The 14,675-nt window shown below is 60.3% G+C and carries 15 protein-coding genes; 9 read left to right on the forward strand and 6 right to left on the reverse strand.

The features are described from left to right. Positions 1-64 precede the first annotated feature (64 nt). Genes AC3IUE_RS28510 through lnt form a run of 4 tightly spaced genes read left to right on the forward strand, consistent with a single transcriptional unit; the run spans position 65 to position 3,945 of the window. Positions 65-1,081 carry a PhoH family protein gene (locus AC3IUE_RS28510; protein ID WP_046048820.1) on the forward strand — a complete coding sequence of 339 codons (1,017 nt, stop codon included), beginning with the start codon at positions 65-67 and terminating at the stop codon, positions 1,079-1,081. Beyond that, the gene (gene ybeY / locus AC3IUE_RS28515; RefSeq protein WP_056744586.1) at positions 1,074-1,568 is read left to right on the forward strand and encodes an rRNA maturation RNase YbeY; all 495 of its coding nucleotides are present in this window, start codon (positions 1,074-1,076) and stop codon (positions 1,566-1,568) included. Before AC3IUE_RS28510 ends, ybeY begins: the two co-directional genes overlap by 8 nt. Positions 1,569-1,573: 5 nt before the next feature. Next, positions 1,574-2,413, forward strand: a complete 840-nt coding sequence (locus AC3IUE_RS28520) for a CorC family transporter (RefSeq protein ID WP_008152854.1) — start codon at positions 1,574-1,576, stop codon at positions 2,411-2,413. 8 nt (positions 2,414-2,421) lie between these two features. Beyond that, positions 2,422-3,945, forward strand: a complete 1,524-nt coding sequence (lnt, locus tag AC3IUE_RS28525) for an apolipoprotein N-acyltransferase (RefSeq protein WP_489264387.1) — start codon at positions 2,422-2,424, stop codon at positions 3,943-3,945. 53 nt (positions 3,946-3,998) lie between these two features. Here the strand turns inward: lnt and AC3IUE_RS28530 are convergent, their stop codons facing one another. Together AC3IUE_RS28530 and AC3IUE_RS28535 are read right to left on the reverse strand one after the other, a co-directional pair. Then, a complete protein-coding gene (locus tag AC3IUE_RS28530; protein ID WP_489264388.1) occupies positions 3,999-4,760 on the reverse strand; it encodes a YdcF family protein in 762 nt (253 codons plus the stop codon). 108 nt (positions 4,761-4,868) lie between these two features. Further along, positions 4,869-5,189: a hypothetical protein gene (locus AC3IUE_RS28535; RefSeq protein ID WP_056744580.1), complete on the reverse strand. Its 321-nt coding sequence runs from the start codon at positions 5,187-5,189 to the stop codon at positions 4,869-4,871. A gap of 279 nt (positions 5,190-5,468) precedes the next feature. Here AC3IUE_RS28535 and leuS point away from each other — a divergent pair, with 279 nt between their 5' ends. The 5 genes from leuS to AC3IUE_RS28560 all read left to right on the forward strand — a co-directional run bounded on the left by leuS (position 5,469) and on the right by AC3IUE_RS28560 (position 11,479). Then, positions 5,469-8,075: a leucine--tRNA ligase gene (leuS, locus tag AC3IUE_RS28540; RefSeq protein ID WP_489264389.1), complete on the forward strand. Its 2,607-nt coding sequence runs from the start codon at positions 5,469-5,471 to the stop codon at positions 8,073-8,075. 88 nt (positions 8,076-8,163) lie between these two features. Then, the gene (locus tag AC3IUE_RS28545) at positions 8,164-8,769 is read left to right on the forward strand and encodes an LPS-assembly lipoprotein LptE (RefSeq protein WP_056744576.1); all 606 of its coding nucleotides are present in this window, start codon (positions 8,164-8,166) and stop codon (positions 8,767-8,769) included. Positions 8,770-8,808: 39 nt separating this feature from the next. Next, complete coding sequence (gene holA / locus AC3IUE_RS28550; protein WP_056744574.1) at positions 8,809-9,846, forward strand: DNA polymerase III subunit delta; 1,038 nt, start codon at positions 8,809-8,811, stop codon at positions 9,844-9,846. An 83-nt stretch (positions 9,847-9,929) separates the two neighbouring features. Beyond that, positions 9,930-10,094: an alternative ribosome rescue factor ArfA gene (arfA, locus tag AC3IUE_RS28555; RefSeq protein WP_056744572.1), complete on the forward strand. Its 165-nt coding sequence runs from the start codon at positions 9,930-9,932 to the stop codon at positions 10,092-10,094. 62 nt (positions 10,095-10,156) lie between these two features. Then, positions 10,157-11,479, forward strand: coding sequence for a lytic murein transglycosylase (locus AC3IUE_RS28560; protein ID WP_489264390.1), 1,323 nt, complete (start codon positions 10,157-10,159; stop codon positions 11,477-11,479). Positions 11,480-11,603: 124 nt separating this feature from the next. Here the strand turns inward: AC3IUE_RS28560 and AC3IUE_RS28565 are convergent, their stop codons facing one another. From AC3IUE_RS28565 to AC3IUE_RS28580, 4 genes are all read right to left on the reverse strand, one after another. Then, the gene (locus AC3IUE_RS28565) at positions 11,604-12,554 is read right to left on the reverse strand and encodes a S66 peptidase family protein (protein WP_489264391.1); all 951 of its coding nucleotides are present in this window, start codon (positions 12,552-12,554) and stop codon (positions 11,604-11,606) included. Between the two features lie 174 nt (positions 12,555-12,728). Further along, the gene (gene lipA / locus AC3IUE_RS28570) at positions 12,729-13,751 is read right to left on the reverse strand and encodes a lipoyl synthase (RefSeq protein WP_008152832.1); all 1,023 of its coding nucleotides are present in this window, start codon (positions 13,749-13,751) and stop codon (positions 12,729-12,731) included. Position 13,752: 1 nt separating this feature from the next. Beyond that, positions 13,753-14,400: a lipoyl(octanoyl) transferase LipB gene (gene lipB, locus AC3IUE_RS28575; protein WP_056744566.1), complete on the reverse strand. Its 648-nt coding sequence runs from the start codon at positions 14,398-14,400 to the stop codon at positions 13,753-13,755. Continuing rightward, positions 14,400-14,675, reverse strand: coding sequence for a DUF493 domain-containing protein (locus AC3IUE_RS28580; protein WP_008152827.1), 276 nt, complete (start codon positions 14,673-14,675; stop codon positions 14,400-14,402). Before AC3IUE_RS28580 ends, lipB begins: the two co-directional genes overlap by 1 nt.

Raw genomic sequence — 14,675 nt, forward strand, 5'->3', positions numbered from 1 at the left:
CACCCAGGCCACTGGCGTTATCCTTGATTTCATCTTAATTGCCCCAGGGCGGCTAAATACGACCTTGAACGCACCCATAGAACCACATCGTTTTATCCTCGAGCCTTTTGAAGCTCGCCGCTTCGCCAATCTGTGCGGGCAATTCGACGAGCATCTGCGCTTGATTGAACAGCGCCTGACCATCGAGATCCGCAACCGCGGAAACCAGTTCGAACTGATCGGCGAGCCCAAACACACCACCTCCGCGGAAAGCCTCCTGCGCCGCCTGTACCGGGAAACCAAGGGTACCGAGCTGTCGCCGGACATGGTTCACCTGTTCCTGCAGGAATCGGCCGTCGAAGAGCTGGACAACGTCTCCCCCTCCGAACCCTCCGTCGCCCTGCGCACCAAAAAAGGCATGATTCGCCCTCGCGGCTTGAATCAGTTGCGCTATGTGAAGGAAATCCTCGGAAACGACATCAACTTCGGCATCGGCCCGGCCGGTACCGGCAAGACCTATCTGGCCGTTGCCTGCGCGGTAGACGCGCTGGAACGCGAGCAGATTCGCCGCATCCTGCTGGTGCGTCCTGCGGTTGAAGCGGGCGAAAAGCTCGGCTTCCTGCCTGGCGACCTGTCGCAGAAGATCGACCCGTACCTGCGCCCGCTCTACGACGCACTCTACGAAATGCTCGGCTTCGAACACGTCGCCAAGCTGATCGAGCGTCAGGTGATCGAAGTTGCGCCGCTGGCCTACATGCGCGGTCGCACCTTGAACAACAGTTTCATCATCCTCGACGAAAGCCAGAACACCACCGTCGAGCAGATGAAGATGTTCCTGACCCGGATCGGCTTTGGCTCCACGGCGGTCATCACCGGTGACATCACCCAGGTCGACCTGCCGAAAGGCACCAAGTCCGGGCTGCACCATGTGATCGAAGTGCTCAAGGATGTACCGGGAATCAGCTTCACCCATTTCATGCCCAAAGACGTCGTGCGCCATCCGCTGGTGCAGCGCATCGTCGAAGCTTACGAGCGCTTCGAGAATCGCGTGGCCGACGAACCGGCGAAGTTCTCGTCCAAGGACAACCGCCACGATGCTTGAGCTTGATCTGCAACTGGCTACCGACGCGCCTGCCCCCAGCGAAGCCGAGTTCCGCCAATGGTGCGAACTGGCCCTGCGCCAGCGCACCGCTGATTCCGAGATGACCATTCGCCTGGTCGATGAAGCCGAAGGTCGTGAGCTCAATCACACCTGGCGGCAAAAGGATTACGCCACTAACGTTCTATCGTTCCCCGCAGACGTTCCCGACGAATTCCTGGATATCCCGCTACTGGGCGATCTGGTGATCTGCGTGGCGGTGGTCGAGCGCGAAGCTGCCGAACAAGGCAAGGCACTCAAGGCCCATTGGGCTCATCTGGTCATTCACGGCTGCTTGCATCTGTTGGGTTACGACCATATAGATGACGATGAAGCCGAAGAAATGGAAGCACTGGAACGAACGTTGCTTGCAGAGTTGGGCTATCCCGACCCGTACGCGGACGACGAAACAGACACATCCCCTATCGTTACAACAAAGGATTCAGAGTAATCGCTATGAGCGAAGATCGATCGAGCAACGGGCAAAAGTCATGGCTGGGTAAGCTCACCCAGGCTTTTGCCCACGAGCCGAAGAACCGCCAGGAGCTGCTGGAGCTGCTGCGCGATGCACACCAAAACAAGTTGCTGGACAGCGAAGCGCTGGCCATCGTCGAAGGCGCTATCCAGGTTGCTGACCTGCAAGTACGGGACATCATGGTCCCGCGCTCGCAGATGATCAGCATCAAGGCGACCCAGACACCCCGCGAGTTCCTGCCTGCCGTGGTCGACTCGGCCCACTCCCGCTACCCGGTGATCGGCGAAAGCCACGATGACGTGATGGGCGTGTTGCTGGCCAAGGACTTGCTGCCGTTGATCCTCAAGGAGAACGGCGACAGTTTCAACATCAAGGACCTGCTGCGCCCGGCCACTTTCGTGCCCGAGTCCAAGCGTCTGAATGTGCTGCTGCGCGAGTTCCGCGCCAACCACAACCACATGGCGATCGTCATTGACGAATACGGCGGTGTGGCGGGTCTGGTGACCATCGAAGACGTGCTGGAACAGATCGTCGGCGACATCGAAGACGAGCATGACGTCGAAGAAGACAGCTACATCAAGCCGCTGCCCAGCGGTGATTTCCTGATCAAGGCCCTGACGCCGATCGAGAACTTCAACGAGTTCTTCGACAGCCAATTCTCCGATGACGAATTCGACACTGTCGGCGGTCTGGTGATGAGCGCGTTCGGGCACCTGCCAAAACGCAACGAAATCACTGAAATCGGCCCTTATCGCTTCCGCATCCTGAACGCCGACAGCCGTCGGATTCACTTGCTTCGCCTGACACCCATTGCCCGTTAAGGATTGACATGCTCCGCGTAACCCGCCCCGGCTGGCCCGGTAACCTGCTGGCCGTGGCGGCCGGTGCACTCACCACCCTGGCCCTGGCGCCGTTCGATATCTGGCCGTTGGCGTTGCTGGCGGTCGGTTTCTTCTATGCCGGCTTGCGCGAACTGAACCCACGTCAGGCCCTGGGCCGTGGCTGGTGTTTCGGTTTCGGCCTGTTTGGTGCTGGCACCAGTTGGATCTATTACAGCATTCACCACTTCGGCGGCGCTTCGGTGCTGCTGGCCGGTTTCCTGATGCTGATCTTCACCGCGGCGATTGCCTGGTTCTTCGCCCTGCCCGCCTGGATCTGGGCGCGCTGGCTGCGCCGTAATGAAGCACCGCTGGCCGACGCCCTGGCATTTGCGGCGCTGTGGGTCGGTCAGGAAGCCTTTCGCGGCTGGTTCCTGACCGGTTTCCCCTGGCTTTATTCCGGCTACAGTCAGCTCGACGGCCCGTTGGCCGGGCTCGCGCCACTTGGCGGGATGTGGCTGATCTCCTTCACCCTGGCCCTGACGGCCGCGCTGATCTATAACGCTTTGCGTCTGGTGCGCACCGGCCGCAAAGGCTTCATCACCGCGGGTGTGTTGCTGCTGGTCGGCCCTTGGGTGGCCGGCATGGCGCTCAAGGAACACGCCTGGACAACCCCGTCGGGTGCTCCGCTGAGTGTCGCGGCGATTCAGGGCAACATCGAACAAAGCATGAAGTGGGACCCGGCGCAGCTCAACGCGCAGTTGGCGCTGTACCGCGACATGAGTTTCAGCTCGAAACCGGTCGACTTGCTGATCTGGCCGGAAACGGCCATCCCGGTGCTCAAGGAGTCCGCCGAGGGCTACCTGAACATGATGGGAAGCTTCGCGGCAGAGCGTAAGTCCGCGCTGATTACCGGCGTGCCGATTCGCGAGGAAGTCCATCACCAGAAGCATTTCTACAACGGCATCACCGTCGTGGGCGAAGGCGATGGCACGTACCTCAAACAGAAGCTGGTGCCGTTTGGCGAATATGTTCCGTTACAGGACATGCTGCGCGGGCTGATCGCCTTCTTCGACCTGCCGATGTCGGACTTTGCCCGCGGCCCGGTCGATCAGCCGATGCTGCAAGCCAAGGGCTACCAGATTGCGCCGTTCATCTGCTACGAAGTGGTTTACCCGGAGTTCGCCGCCAGCCTTGCAGCGCGTAGCGATCTGCTGCTGACCATCAGTAATGACACCTGGTTCGGCACGTCCATCGGCCCGCTGCAACATTTACAGATGGCGCAGATGCGCGCACTGGAGGCCGGTCGCTGGATGATCCGCGCCACCAACAACGGCGTGACCGGTTTGATCAACCCGTTCGGCCAGATCACCGTGCAGATCCCGCAGTTCGAACGCGGCATTTTGTACGGTGAAGTGGTGCCAATGCACAACCTGACGCCCTATCTGCAATGCCGTTCGTGGCCGCTGATCATTGTTTGCGTGTTGTTGTTTGGTTGGGCGCTGATCGCAAGTCGGATGGCCAAGACCGTTTAAGTCAGCTTTTGTTGATCGTTCCCACGCTCTGCGTGGGAACGATCGACAGTAAATCAGCGGTAAAACAGTGAATACCCCACCTGCCCCACCGCCTCATTCAACAACTGCCCGCTCTGCCAGATCGACTTGAATTCCGGCATCCAGCCACCCAGTGGCCGGGCGTTGTCCACGCCTAAAAACCCCATCGGCGCTGGCACCACTTCAAATCCTGCCTTTTTGAAACTCCAGACCGCTCGCGGCATGTGCCAGGCCTGAGTCACGACGACCACGCGCTTGATCCCTTCCGGCAACAACACTTCCGCGCTGAACTGCGCGTTCTCCCAGGTCGTGCGACTGCGCCCCTCCTGCCAACGCACCGTCACGCCGAAATCATCTTGCAACGAGTCGGCCATCAACCTGGCTTCAGTCGGCGGCGTGCCGTAATGCAGGCCGCCACTGGTCAGGACCGGCAAGCCCGACGCCTTGGCCAGCCGCGCCGTATAACGCTCGCGCTGCAGCGCCACACCCGTCGGCTGGTCATCGCCCCAGGCCAGATCGCCACGTTCACGCCCCGCGCCCAGCACTACAATCGCGTCAGCGTGCTGAGCCAATGTCGCCCATTCATCGCGAGCCAGCGGCGCTTCACGTTCCAGCGCCTTGGCACCCCACTGCACCACCACCGGCAAGCTCATCAGCCAGAAGCCACCCACGCCCAACGCAAAGCACAACCCGGCAAGGCGCGGTCTTGAGCGACGCAACCACCAGGCAAGCACCAACAGCAGCAAAAGAATGCCGGGCGGCAACAGGAGTTGTTTAACGAAATATCGAAAAGGCATCGAGCATCTCCAAAAAGATGCCCGAAGCCTAAGTGGGTTGACGCAATGCGACAACAAATACGAAAGGGCTATGCTTCACAAATACATCAGACATTGCTTCCAGTGTCCTTACTTGAATTGCAAAGACCGGACCTTTACTGCGTCCCTGCCGGGAACCTTGTCCTTGAGCCAGATGATCTTGGCCGAACGTGGTGCGTCGAGTTGCTTCACTGCTTCTGACAAGCATCCGTGTGTCTCACGTTCACTGCGATCGAGATACGCCTTGACCAGTGCAAACTCTGCGGGGCTCAAGCCACGCAACTCCAGTTCCAGCGGACGCTCATCGCGTAACCGGTTAGCGGTTTTTGCCGCGTCCAGGGCCATTCCCAGACGATCGATCAATCTTTCGTACAGCTCCGGTTTTGTAACTTTTTGCCGTGACTCAACCATCCATCACCTCATTGAAGATAAGACTCACTCCCCATTTAGAGCTTAGCTTCCATGAACAAACCGGCTGAATGCTGCGACCAACGGCCCTCGCAGCGTTTTTTGGGCGACCCGCAGCAGTAATCAGGGTTTCCCTCGGTAGAGTGCGGTCATGTATGCTACGGCGCTTCCTGTAACTCCACTTCCAGCTCGTCTGGGCACCGAAACGCCGATTTGGCGTGATCACCGTCCAGCGTTGCATTGAAGAGGATTAGGCCACCCCTATTCAGTTCAAAAGTAGCCATGCACGAACAATATCAGCCCCGTGAAATCGAAGCCGCCGCCCAGTCGTTCTGGGACGAGCAAAAGTCCTTTGAAGTCAGTGAACAGCCAGGCAAGGAGACGTTCTACTGCCTGTCGATGTTCCCTTACCCCAGCGGCAAGCTACACATGGGGCACGTGCGCAACTACACCATCGGCGACGTGATCTCCCGCTACCAGCGCATGCAAGGCAAGAACGTCCTGCAACCCATGGGTTGGGACGCCTTCGGCATGCCGGCGGAAAACGCCGCGATGAAGAACAACGTAGCGCCCGCCAAGTGGACCTACGAAAACATCGCCTACATGAAAACCCAGCTGCGCAGCCTGGGCCTCGCGGTGGACTGGTCCCGCGAAGTCACCACCTGCAAGCCTGATTACTACCGCTGGGAACAATGGCTGTTCACTCGCCTGTTCGAAAAAGGCGTGATTTACAAAAAAAGCGGCACCGTGAACTGGGACCCGGTCGATCAGACCGTTCTGGCCAACGAACAGGTGATCGACGGTCGCGGCTGGCGTTCCGGCGCGCTGATCGAAAAGCGCGAAATTCCGATGTACTACTTCAAGATCACCGCTTACGCGGATGAGCTGCTGGAGAGCCTCGACGAACTGACTGGCTGGCCTGAACAGGTCAAGACCATGCAGCGCAACTGGATCGGCAAATCCCGCGGCATGGAAGTGCAGTTCCCTTACGACGTCGCTTCCATCGGTGAAGCCGGTGTTCTGAAAGTGTTCACTACCCGTCCGGACACCCTGATGGGCGCGACCTACGTTGCCGTAGCCGCCGAACACCCTCTGGCGACCCTGGCCGCGCAGAACAACCCTGAGCTGCAAGCGTTCATCGCTGAATGCAAGGGCGGCAGCGTCGCCGAAGCCGACGTCGCCACCCAAGAGAAAAAAGGCCTGCGCACTTCGCTGTTCGTCGAGCATCCGCTGACCGGTGAGAAACTCCCGGTGTGGGTCGCCAACTATGTGCTGATGCACTACGGCGATGGCGCGGTCATGGCCGTTCCGGCGCACGACGAACGTGATTTCGAGTTCGCCACCAAATACAACCTGCCAGTCAAACCTGTCGTGCGCACCAGCGCTGGCGACGAAACGCCGACTCCGTGGCAGGACGCTTACAACGAATACGGCACACTGATCAATTCCGGCGAGTTCGATGGCCTCGACTTCGCGGGCGCTTTCGACGCCATCGAAGTCGCGCTGATCAAGAAGAATCTCGGCGCCTCGCGCACCCAGTTCCGCCTGCGCGACTGGGGCATCAGCCGCCAGCGCTACTGGGGCTGCCCGATCCCGATCATCCACTGCAACACCTGCGGTGATGTGCCGGTCCCGGAAGATCAGTTGCCAGTCATATTGCCGGAAGACGTCGTACCGGATGGCGCGGGTTCGCCGCTGGCACGCATGCCCGAGTTCTATGAGTGCAGCTGCCCGAAATGCGGCGCACCGGCCAAGCGTGAAACCGACACCATGGACACCTTTGTCGAGTCCTCGTGGTACTACGCTCGTTACGCCTCGCCGCACTATGAAGGCGGTCTGGTGGAAAAATCGGCGGCCGACCATTGGTTGCCGGTTGATCAGTACATCGGCGGTATCGAACACGCGATTCTCCACCTGCTCTACGCGCGCTTCTTCCACAAGCTGATGCGCGATGAAGGTCTGGTGAGTTCCAACGAGCCGTTCAAGAACCTGCTGACCCAAGGCATGGTGATCGCCGAGACTTACTATCGTCGTGAAGCCAACGGTGCCTATACGTGGTTCAACCCGGCGGACGTCGAACTCGAACGCGACAGCAAAGCCAAAGTCATTAGCGCCAAGCTGATCGCAGACGGCCTGCCGGTGGAAATCGGTGGCACCGAGAAGATGGCCAAGTCGAAGAACAACGGCGTTGACCCACAGTCGATGATTGATCAGTTCGGCGCAGACACCTGCCGCCTGTTCATGATGTTCGCCTCGCCACCCGACATGAGCGCGGAATGGTCCGACTCCGGCGTAGAGGGTTCCCACCGCTTCCTCAAACGCGTCTGGCGCCTGGCTCAAGCCCACGTCACTCAGGGCCTGCCGGGCAAACTGGACGTCGCGAGCCTGAATGACGAACAGAAAGTCATTCGCCGTTCGATCCACCAGGCCATCAAGCAGGCCAGCCACGACGTCGGCCAGAACCACAAATTCAACACCGCCATCGCCCAGGTGATGACGCTGATGAACGTGCTGGAAAAAGCCCCGCAAGGCACCGAACAGGATCGCGCACTGATTCACGAAGGCCTGGAAACCGTAGTCTTGCTGCTGGCACCAATCACTCCGCACATCAGCCACGAGCTGTGGCATCGCCTGGGTCACGCTGACCCGGTGATCGACGCCGTTTGGCCGGTGCTGGACGAGAACGCTCTGGTGCAGGACAGCCTGCAACTGGTCATCCAGGTCAACGGCAAGCTGCGCGGCCACATCGAAATGCCCGCCAGCGCCAGCCGCGAAGAAGTCGAAGCCGCCGCACGGGCCAACGAAAACGTGCTGCGCTTTGTCGACGGTCTGACCATTCGTAAAGTGATCGTAGTGCCCGGGAAACTGGTCAATATCGTCGCCAGCTAATTGGATCAGGCGCCAGGTCATGCCTGGCGCCGAGTAAAACCTTTCGGGCCGCAAGATCGGCCCACATGGTTTCAAGGGGAGCAACAAGATGATCAAACGCAATTTGCTGGTGATGGGCCTTGCGGTCCTGTTGAGCGCCTGCGGTTTCCAGCTGCGCGGCACCGGCACCACCGAACTGGCGATCAAGGAACTCGACCTGAGTGCCCGTAACGCCTACGGCGAAACCGTGACGCAACTGCGTCAGGTGCTGGAAAGCAGCGGCGTCAAGGTCTACAGCGGTGCACCTTACAAGCTGGTGCTGACCGATGAGCAGGAAAACCAGCGCATCCTCAGCTACGCAGGTGCCGGTCGCACTGGCGAGTATCAGGTGACGACGGTGCTGAACTACGATATCCGTGGTGGGCGCGACCTGTCGCTGCTGAGCGACAAGCTCGAAGTGCAGAAGGTCTTCATGCACGACGGCAACAACCTGGTGGGTTCCGACCAGGAAGGCAACGACGCCCGCAAGGAAACCCGTCGTGAACTGGTTCAACGGATGATGCTGCGCCTGCAACAGATCACGCCGACCCAGCTGGATCAGCTGCAACAGACCGCCGAAGCCAGAGCCAAGGCTGAAGCCGATGCACTGGAAGCGGCGCAGAAGGCTGAAGCGCAAACCCCGCGCCAGTCGCCAATCGAACTGCCGCAGCAGTAAGACTTACGGGGCGCTCAGGCGCCCCGTTCGACCTCTCCTATGAAACTCGCCCCCGCCCAACTCGCCAAACACCTGCAAGGTGCCCTCGCGCCGGTCTACATCATCAGTGGCGATGACCCACTGCTGTGTCAGGAAGCTGCCGACGCCATTCGTGCCGCCGCCCGGCAACAGGGATTCGACGAGCGCCAGGTCTTCGCCGCCGATGCCAGTTTCGACTGGGGTACGTTGCTGCAAGCCGGCGCGAGCATGTCGCTGTTCGCCGAAAAGCGCCTGCTGGAACTGCGCCTTCCGTCCGGCAAACCTGGTGACAAAGGCGCTGCCGCGTTTATCGAGTATTGCTCGCGACCGGCCGAAGACACGGTGTTGCTGATCAGCCTGCCGAAGCTTGATGGCAGTGCGCAGAAAACCAAGTGGGGCAAGGCGCTGGTCGAAGGTCAGCAGACCCAGTTCGTGCAAATCTGGCCGATAGAGGCCAACCAGTTGCCGAGCTGGATCCGTCAACGGTTGTCCCAGGCCGGGCTCTCCGCCAGCCAGGACGCCGTCGAACTGATCGCCGCACGGGTCGAGGGCAACCTGTTGGCGGCTGCCCAGGAAATCGAAAAGCTCAAACTGATGGCCGAAGGTGGTCAGATCACCGTTGAAACCGTGCAAGCGGCGGTGGCCGACAGTGCGCGCTTCGATGTCTTTGGCCTGACCGATGCGATTCTCAACGGCGAAGCGGCTCATGCCCTGCGCATGCTCGAAGGGCTGCGCGGTGAAGGCGTCGAACCACCCGTGATTCTCTGGGCGCTGGCCCGGGAGCTGCGCCTGCTGGCCAACCTGTCTCTGCAGTACAGCCAGGGCGTGCCACTGGACAAAGCCTTCAGCTCTGCCCGACCGCCGGTCTGGGACAAACGCAAACCATTGATGAGCAAAGCCTTGCAACGCTACTCGGCGCAACGCTGGGCGCAGTTGTTGCTGGAAGCTCAGCGCATCGACGCGCAGATCAAAGGCCAGGCGGCGGGTTCGCCGTGGATGAGCCTCAGTCGGTTGACGTTGTTGATGGCTGGCCAGCGACTGACATTGCCCGCTGAATAAGATCTGAATTTCCCCTCTAGACAGCCCCCCAACTTCGGCAGATTATTTCCCCCGCAAAACCCACTCAATCGAGAGATCTGATCATGAGCAAAAAGCCATCGAAGCATGGCCCGAACAAGGCCAAATCCATCATCGCCCAGCCACTGTTCCGCAGCCGTCAGGAACCCGCCGGCAAGGGCAAAGGCAGCTACCGCCGCGAAGCCTTCCAGTCTAATAGCTGGGAGGCTTCTTACTTTCTGGCGGCCTGAAAGGCAAGCGCTCGCTCAACATGTTAAGGTCTGCACCTGATTCGTACTCCCTGGACCCGTGCATGCCCCTTTGTATTTCCCGTCGTTGGCCCCTGCGCCAACTGATAGCTGCCTCCAGCCTCGTTTTGCTAGTCGCCTGCGCGGAAAAACCGACCGCAGCCGACGCCAAGCCGCTTCAGACCCTCCCCGTCGCGACAGCCCCTGCGGTCATTCCGCCCGTGGTTCCGACTGGTGAAAATCTCGATATCCAGCCCACCCAGACCTTCGCCGAATGGCAGGCAGGTTTCCGCAAGGACGCTCTGGCCGCTGGTATCCGCGCCGATCTGTTCGACCGCGCCTTCGCCAATGTCAGTCTCGACACCAGCGTTATCCGCGCCGACCGCAGTCAGCCGGAATTCTCCCGCCCGGTGTGGGAATACCTCGACGGCGCCCTTTCGCCGCTGCGGGTACGCAATGGTCAGGCACTGGTCAACCAGTACGCCGACATCCTGCAAAGCATCGAGCAGCGCTACGGCGTCGATCGTCAGGCACTGGTCTCGGTGTGGGGCATGGAAAGTAACTTCGGGCAGTTCCAGGGCAACAAGTCGGTGATTAACTCCCTGGCGACCCTGGCCTATGAAGGACGGCGTCCCGGGTTTGCCCATGCGCAACTGATCGCCGCCCTGCAGATCCTGCAACAGGGTGATATCGAACCTGAGAAAATGCTCGGCTCCTGGGCGGGTGCCATGGGCCAGACCCAGTTCATCCCGACCACTTACAACACCCACGCCGTGGATTTCGATGGCGACGGCCGCCGCGATATCTGGGGCAGCCCGGCCGACGCGCTGGCCTCGACGGCGCACTACCTGCAAAGCTCAGGCTGGCAGAAAGGCCAGCCGTGGGGCTTCGAAGTGCAGCTACCGGGCAGTTTCAATTACGTCCTGGCCGATGGCACGATTCGCAAGAGCGTCGCCGAATGGCTGCAACTGGGCGTCACCCTGCCCAATGGCGGCCAGGTCCCGCCAGGCTCCGAACACCTGTCAGCCGCCCTGCTGCTGCCGGCCGGTTACCGTGGCCCGGCGTTCCTGGTCCTCGACAACTTCCGCGCGATCCTCAAGTACAACAACTCGTCGTCCTACGCGTTGGCCGTTAGCCTGTTGTCCGAGCGTTTCAACGGCACCGGCCTGATCAACGGCGCATGGCCGAAAGATGATTTGCCGCTGAGCCGTACCGAGCGGATCGAATTGCAAAGTCTGTTGAGCGCGCAGAATTATGACGCGGGCAACGCCGACGGCATTATCGGCGCCAACACCCGCAAGGCGATCCGCAGCGCCCAGCAGTCGTTTGGCTGGCCGGCGGATGGGTATCCGACGCACAAGTTGCTGGAAGGCCTGCGTAACCGCTAAAAGCATCGTCGGAACGCCGCCCGGAGCCGGCTCGCTCCCACAGGTGACCGAGTTCTTTCAAAAGAATACGGCCCAATGTGGGAGCGAGCCTGCTCGCGAAGACTGACTATCAGACGACCAAGCTCTAAGACTTGATCACTACATCCTGCTCCAACACCAATTCCTTGTTCCCCGCATCCAGCCTCACCAGCGCGCCCATCGGCAACGTCAGGTTCGGATCGCAATGCCCGCTGCGCCAACCGGACAACACCGGTATCCGCAATGGCTCGAAGGTCTGCTTGAGCAAGCGCTCCAACGCAACCGTATCAACCCCCGCCACATCCCCCACCAGTACCCCGCGCAGCTTGTGCAGCGTGCCGGCCAGACGCAGATGAGTCAGCAGCCGGTCGATGCGATACAGCGGCTCGTTAATGTCCTCGATGAACAGGATGACGCCCTCGGCATCCAACTCATACGGCGTACCCATGGTCGCAGCGATCAGCGACAGATTGCCCCCCAGCAAACGCCCGTGAGCGATACCAGGCTCAATCGTCGTCAACGGGTAGGCGACCGGGTGCGCCAGCACGCTGCCCGCCTTCACCTGCCCTCTGAGCATGTTGAAGAATGAAGACTCGGTAGGTTTTTGCTTGTCACCCAGCAGGTCGGCGTTGAGCATCGGGCCATGAAAGGTCACGAATCCTGCGTAACGGCTGATCGCCAAGTGCAGCGCGGTAATGTCGCTGTAGCCGATGAACGGCTTGGCATTGTTGCGCAGCAGTTCAAAGTCGATGCGATCGAGCAACCGCGGCGTACCGTAACCCCCACGCATGCAAATGATGGCGTCGACCTCACTGTCGGCAAACGCTGCGTGCAGGTCATTGAGTCGCACATCGTCGCTGCCGGCCAGGTAATCGTCTTTCTCATACACGCCGGGGAAAACCCGCAGTGAGTATCCGCGAGCGCGCATCCAGGCGATGGCCTTATCGGTGTCCAGCGCTGCGGGACCGGCGGGCGCAATAACGCCGATCAGCCCTTGCGACGGCAAGGCCGGAACGGGTGCATGTGGACAAAGGGTGTGAGTCGGTCGAACGGTCATCCATGAATCTCCCTGCGTGAAAGCGTCAAGCACACAGTAGTCAGGAACGGGGACAAACAGAAGAGGGTTCGTTGCCCCGCAAGTTGCAGGAAAAAGCGCTGATTGCCGTGGGCAAGGCAAAAAAACGCCCGCAAGGCGCAAGGCCTTGCGGGCGTTTTCATGTCTTGCAGCCGATCAGGACGACATCAGCTCGGCTTTAACCAGTTTCGCCTGCTCGTCAGCGTGGTACGAGGAACGTACCAGCGGGCCGGAAGCGACGTTCTTGAAGCCCATCTTGTAACCTTCCTCGGCGAACCAGGCGAACACGTCCGGATGCACAAAGCGCTGGACCGGCAAGTGGCTGCGGGACGGTTGCAGGTACTGGCCCAGGGTCAGCATGTCGATGTCGTGTTCGCGCATGCGCTTCATGACTTCGATCACTTCTTCGTCGGTCTCGCCCAGACCGAGCATCAGGCCGGACTTGGTCGGAATGTGCGGCATCATCTGCTTGAAGCGTTGCAGCAGGGTCAGCGACCACTGGTAATCCGAACCCGGACGCGCGGCCTTGTACAGGCGCGGCACGGTTTCCAGGTTGTGGTTGAACACATCCGGTGGCTCGGCAGCGGTGATTTCCAGCGCTACGTCCATGCGGCCACGGTAGTCCGGGACCAGGGTTTCGAGCTGCACGTTCGGCGACAGCTTGCGGATCTCGCGGATGCAATCGGCAAAGTGCTGTGCACCACCGTCACGCAGGTCGTCGCGGTCAACCGAGGTAATCACCACGTACTTGAGCTTCAGGTCGGCAATGGCAATGGCCAGGCTTTCCGGCTCGTTGGTGTCCAGTGGCTTCGGACGACCGTGGCCGACGTCGCAGAACGGGCAGCGACGGGTGCAGATGTCACCCATGATCATGAAGGTCGCGGTGCCGCCGGAGAAGCATTCGCCCAGGTTCGGGCAGGATGCTTCTTCGCAGACACTGTGCAGCTTGTGTTTGCGCAGCAGGGCCTTGATGCGGTCGACTTCCGGGGAAACCGGGATACGCACGCGAATCCAGTCAGGTTTCTTCGGCAGTTCGGTGGTCGGAATGATCTTCACCGGGATACGTGCAACCTTCTCGGCGCCGCGCAGCTTGACGCCGGCTTCAACCTTGGCACGCGGGGCCGGACGCTCGGTGACATCCAGCGTCGGGATCATGGTTTGCACTGCATCAGTAGTCATATCAGTCGATTCCGCCCGTTAGGGTCGTCTGCTCAGCATAGTCGAGGTGTTTGACGAGCTGCGCGCGCAGCCGGGCACTTACCTCGGCAAATTCAATCGATCCTGCGTGATCGCTCAGCTGGGTCATCGCCAGCCCGGCGTAGCCGCAGGGATTAATCCGTCGAAACGGTTCCAGGTTCATGTCCACATTCAGGGCCAGGCCATGAAAGGAGCAACCGTGGCGGATCCGCAGACCCAGAGAAGCGATTTTCGCCCCATTGACGTAGACACCCGGTGCATCAGGCTTGGCCACGGCGGTCACGCCGTAGCTGGCCAGCAACTCGATCAGGCATTGTTCCATGCGGCTGACCAGGTCACGCACGCCGAAACCCAGCTTGCGCACATCGAGCAACAGGTAGGCCACCAATTGGCCGGGACCGTGATAAGTCACCTGACCACCGCGATCAACCTTTACCACCGGAATATCCCCCGGGAGCAATAAGTGCTCAGCCTTGCCGGCCTGCCCCTGGGTGAACACCGGTGGGTGCTCGACCAGCCAGATTTCGTCCGCGGCATCGCTGCCGCGTTCGTTGGTGAAGCGTTGCATGGCATGCCAGACCGGCTCGTAAGCCATCTGGCCGAGCTCGCGAAAGCCCACCGCGGCAGACATCACAGCACCATGTGCACGAAACCGGTAGCCCGCAACTCGCTGTTGATGTCGTACAGCTGCTCTTGACCGGTGGCGATGATGTGCAGCTGGATGGTCGTGTACTTGCCGTTGGTACTCTGGCGCTCGGCCAGGGTCTTGTGGTCAACGGTCGCGTGTTTCTCAAGGATTGCGATGATCTTGTCCTTGAAACCCACGCCGGTGTCGCCGATCACCTTGATAGGGTAATCCGCGCAGGGGAATTCGATTTTTGGCGCCTTTACTTCGGTGTCTGTCAT

This window comes from Pseudomonas sp. GL_093 (assembly GCF_057837605.1).

Bases quoted from the DNA above. Each gene is read 5' to 3' on its own strand.
- ybeY (WP_056744586.1), top strand. From the start codon at position 1,074: ATGCTTGAGCTTGATCTGCAACTGGCTACCGACGCGCCTGCCCCCAGC.
- AC3IUE_RS28520 (WP_008152854.1), top strand. From the start codon at position 1,574: ATGAGCGAAGATCGATCGAGCAACGGGCAAAAGTCATGGCTGGGTAAG.
- lnt (WP_489264387.1), top strand. From the start codon at position 2,422: ATGCTCCGCGTAACCCGCCCCGGCTGGCCCGGTAACCTGCTGGCCGTG.
- AC3IUE_RS28530 (WP_489264388.1), bottom strand. From the start codon at position 4,760: ATGCCTTTTCGATATTTCGTTAAACAACTCCTGTTGCCGCCCGGCATT.
- AC3IUE_RS28535 (WP_056744580.1), bottom strand. From the start codon at position 5,189: ATGGTTGAGTCACGGCAAAAAGTTACAAAACCGGAGCTGTACGAAAGA.
- leuS (WP_489264389.1), top strand. From the start codon at position 5,469: ATGCACGAACAATATCAGCCCCGTGAAATCGAAGCCGCCGCCCAGTCG.
- AC3IUE_RS28545 (WP_056744576.1), top strand. From the start codon at position 8,164: ATGATCAAACGCAATTTGCTGGTGATGGGCCTTGCGGTCCTGTTGAGC.
- holA (WP_056744574.1), top strand. From the start codon at position 8,809: ATGAAACTCGCCCCCGCCCAACTCGCCAAACACCTGCAAGGTGCCCTC.
- arfA (WP_056744572.1), top strand. From the start codon at position 9,930: ATGAGCAAAAAGCCATCGAAGCATGGCCCGAACAAGGCCAAATCCATC.
- AC3IUE_RS28560 (WP_489264390.1), top strand. From the start codon at position 10,157: ATGCCCCTTTGTATTTCCCGTCGTTGGCCCCTGCGCCAACTGATAGCT.
- AC3IUE_RS28565 (WP_489264391.1), bottom strand. From the start codon at position 12,554: ATGACCGTTCGACCGACTCACACCCTTTGTCCACATGCACCCGTTCCG.
- lipA (WP_008152832.1), bottom strand. From the start codon at position 13,751: ATGACTACTGATGCAGTGCAAACCATGATCCCGACGCTGGATGTCACC.
- lipB (WP_056744566.1), bottom strand. From the start codon at position 14,400: ATGTCTGCCGCGGTGGGCTTTCGCGAGCTCGGCCAGATGGCTTACGAG.
- AC3IUE_RS28580 (WP_008152827.1), bottom strand. From the start codon at position 14,675: ATGACAGACACCGAAGTAAAGGCGCCAAAAATCGAATTCCCCTGCGCG.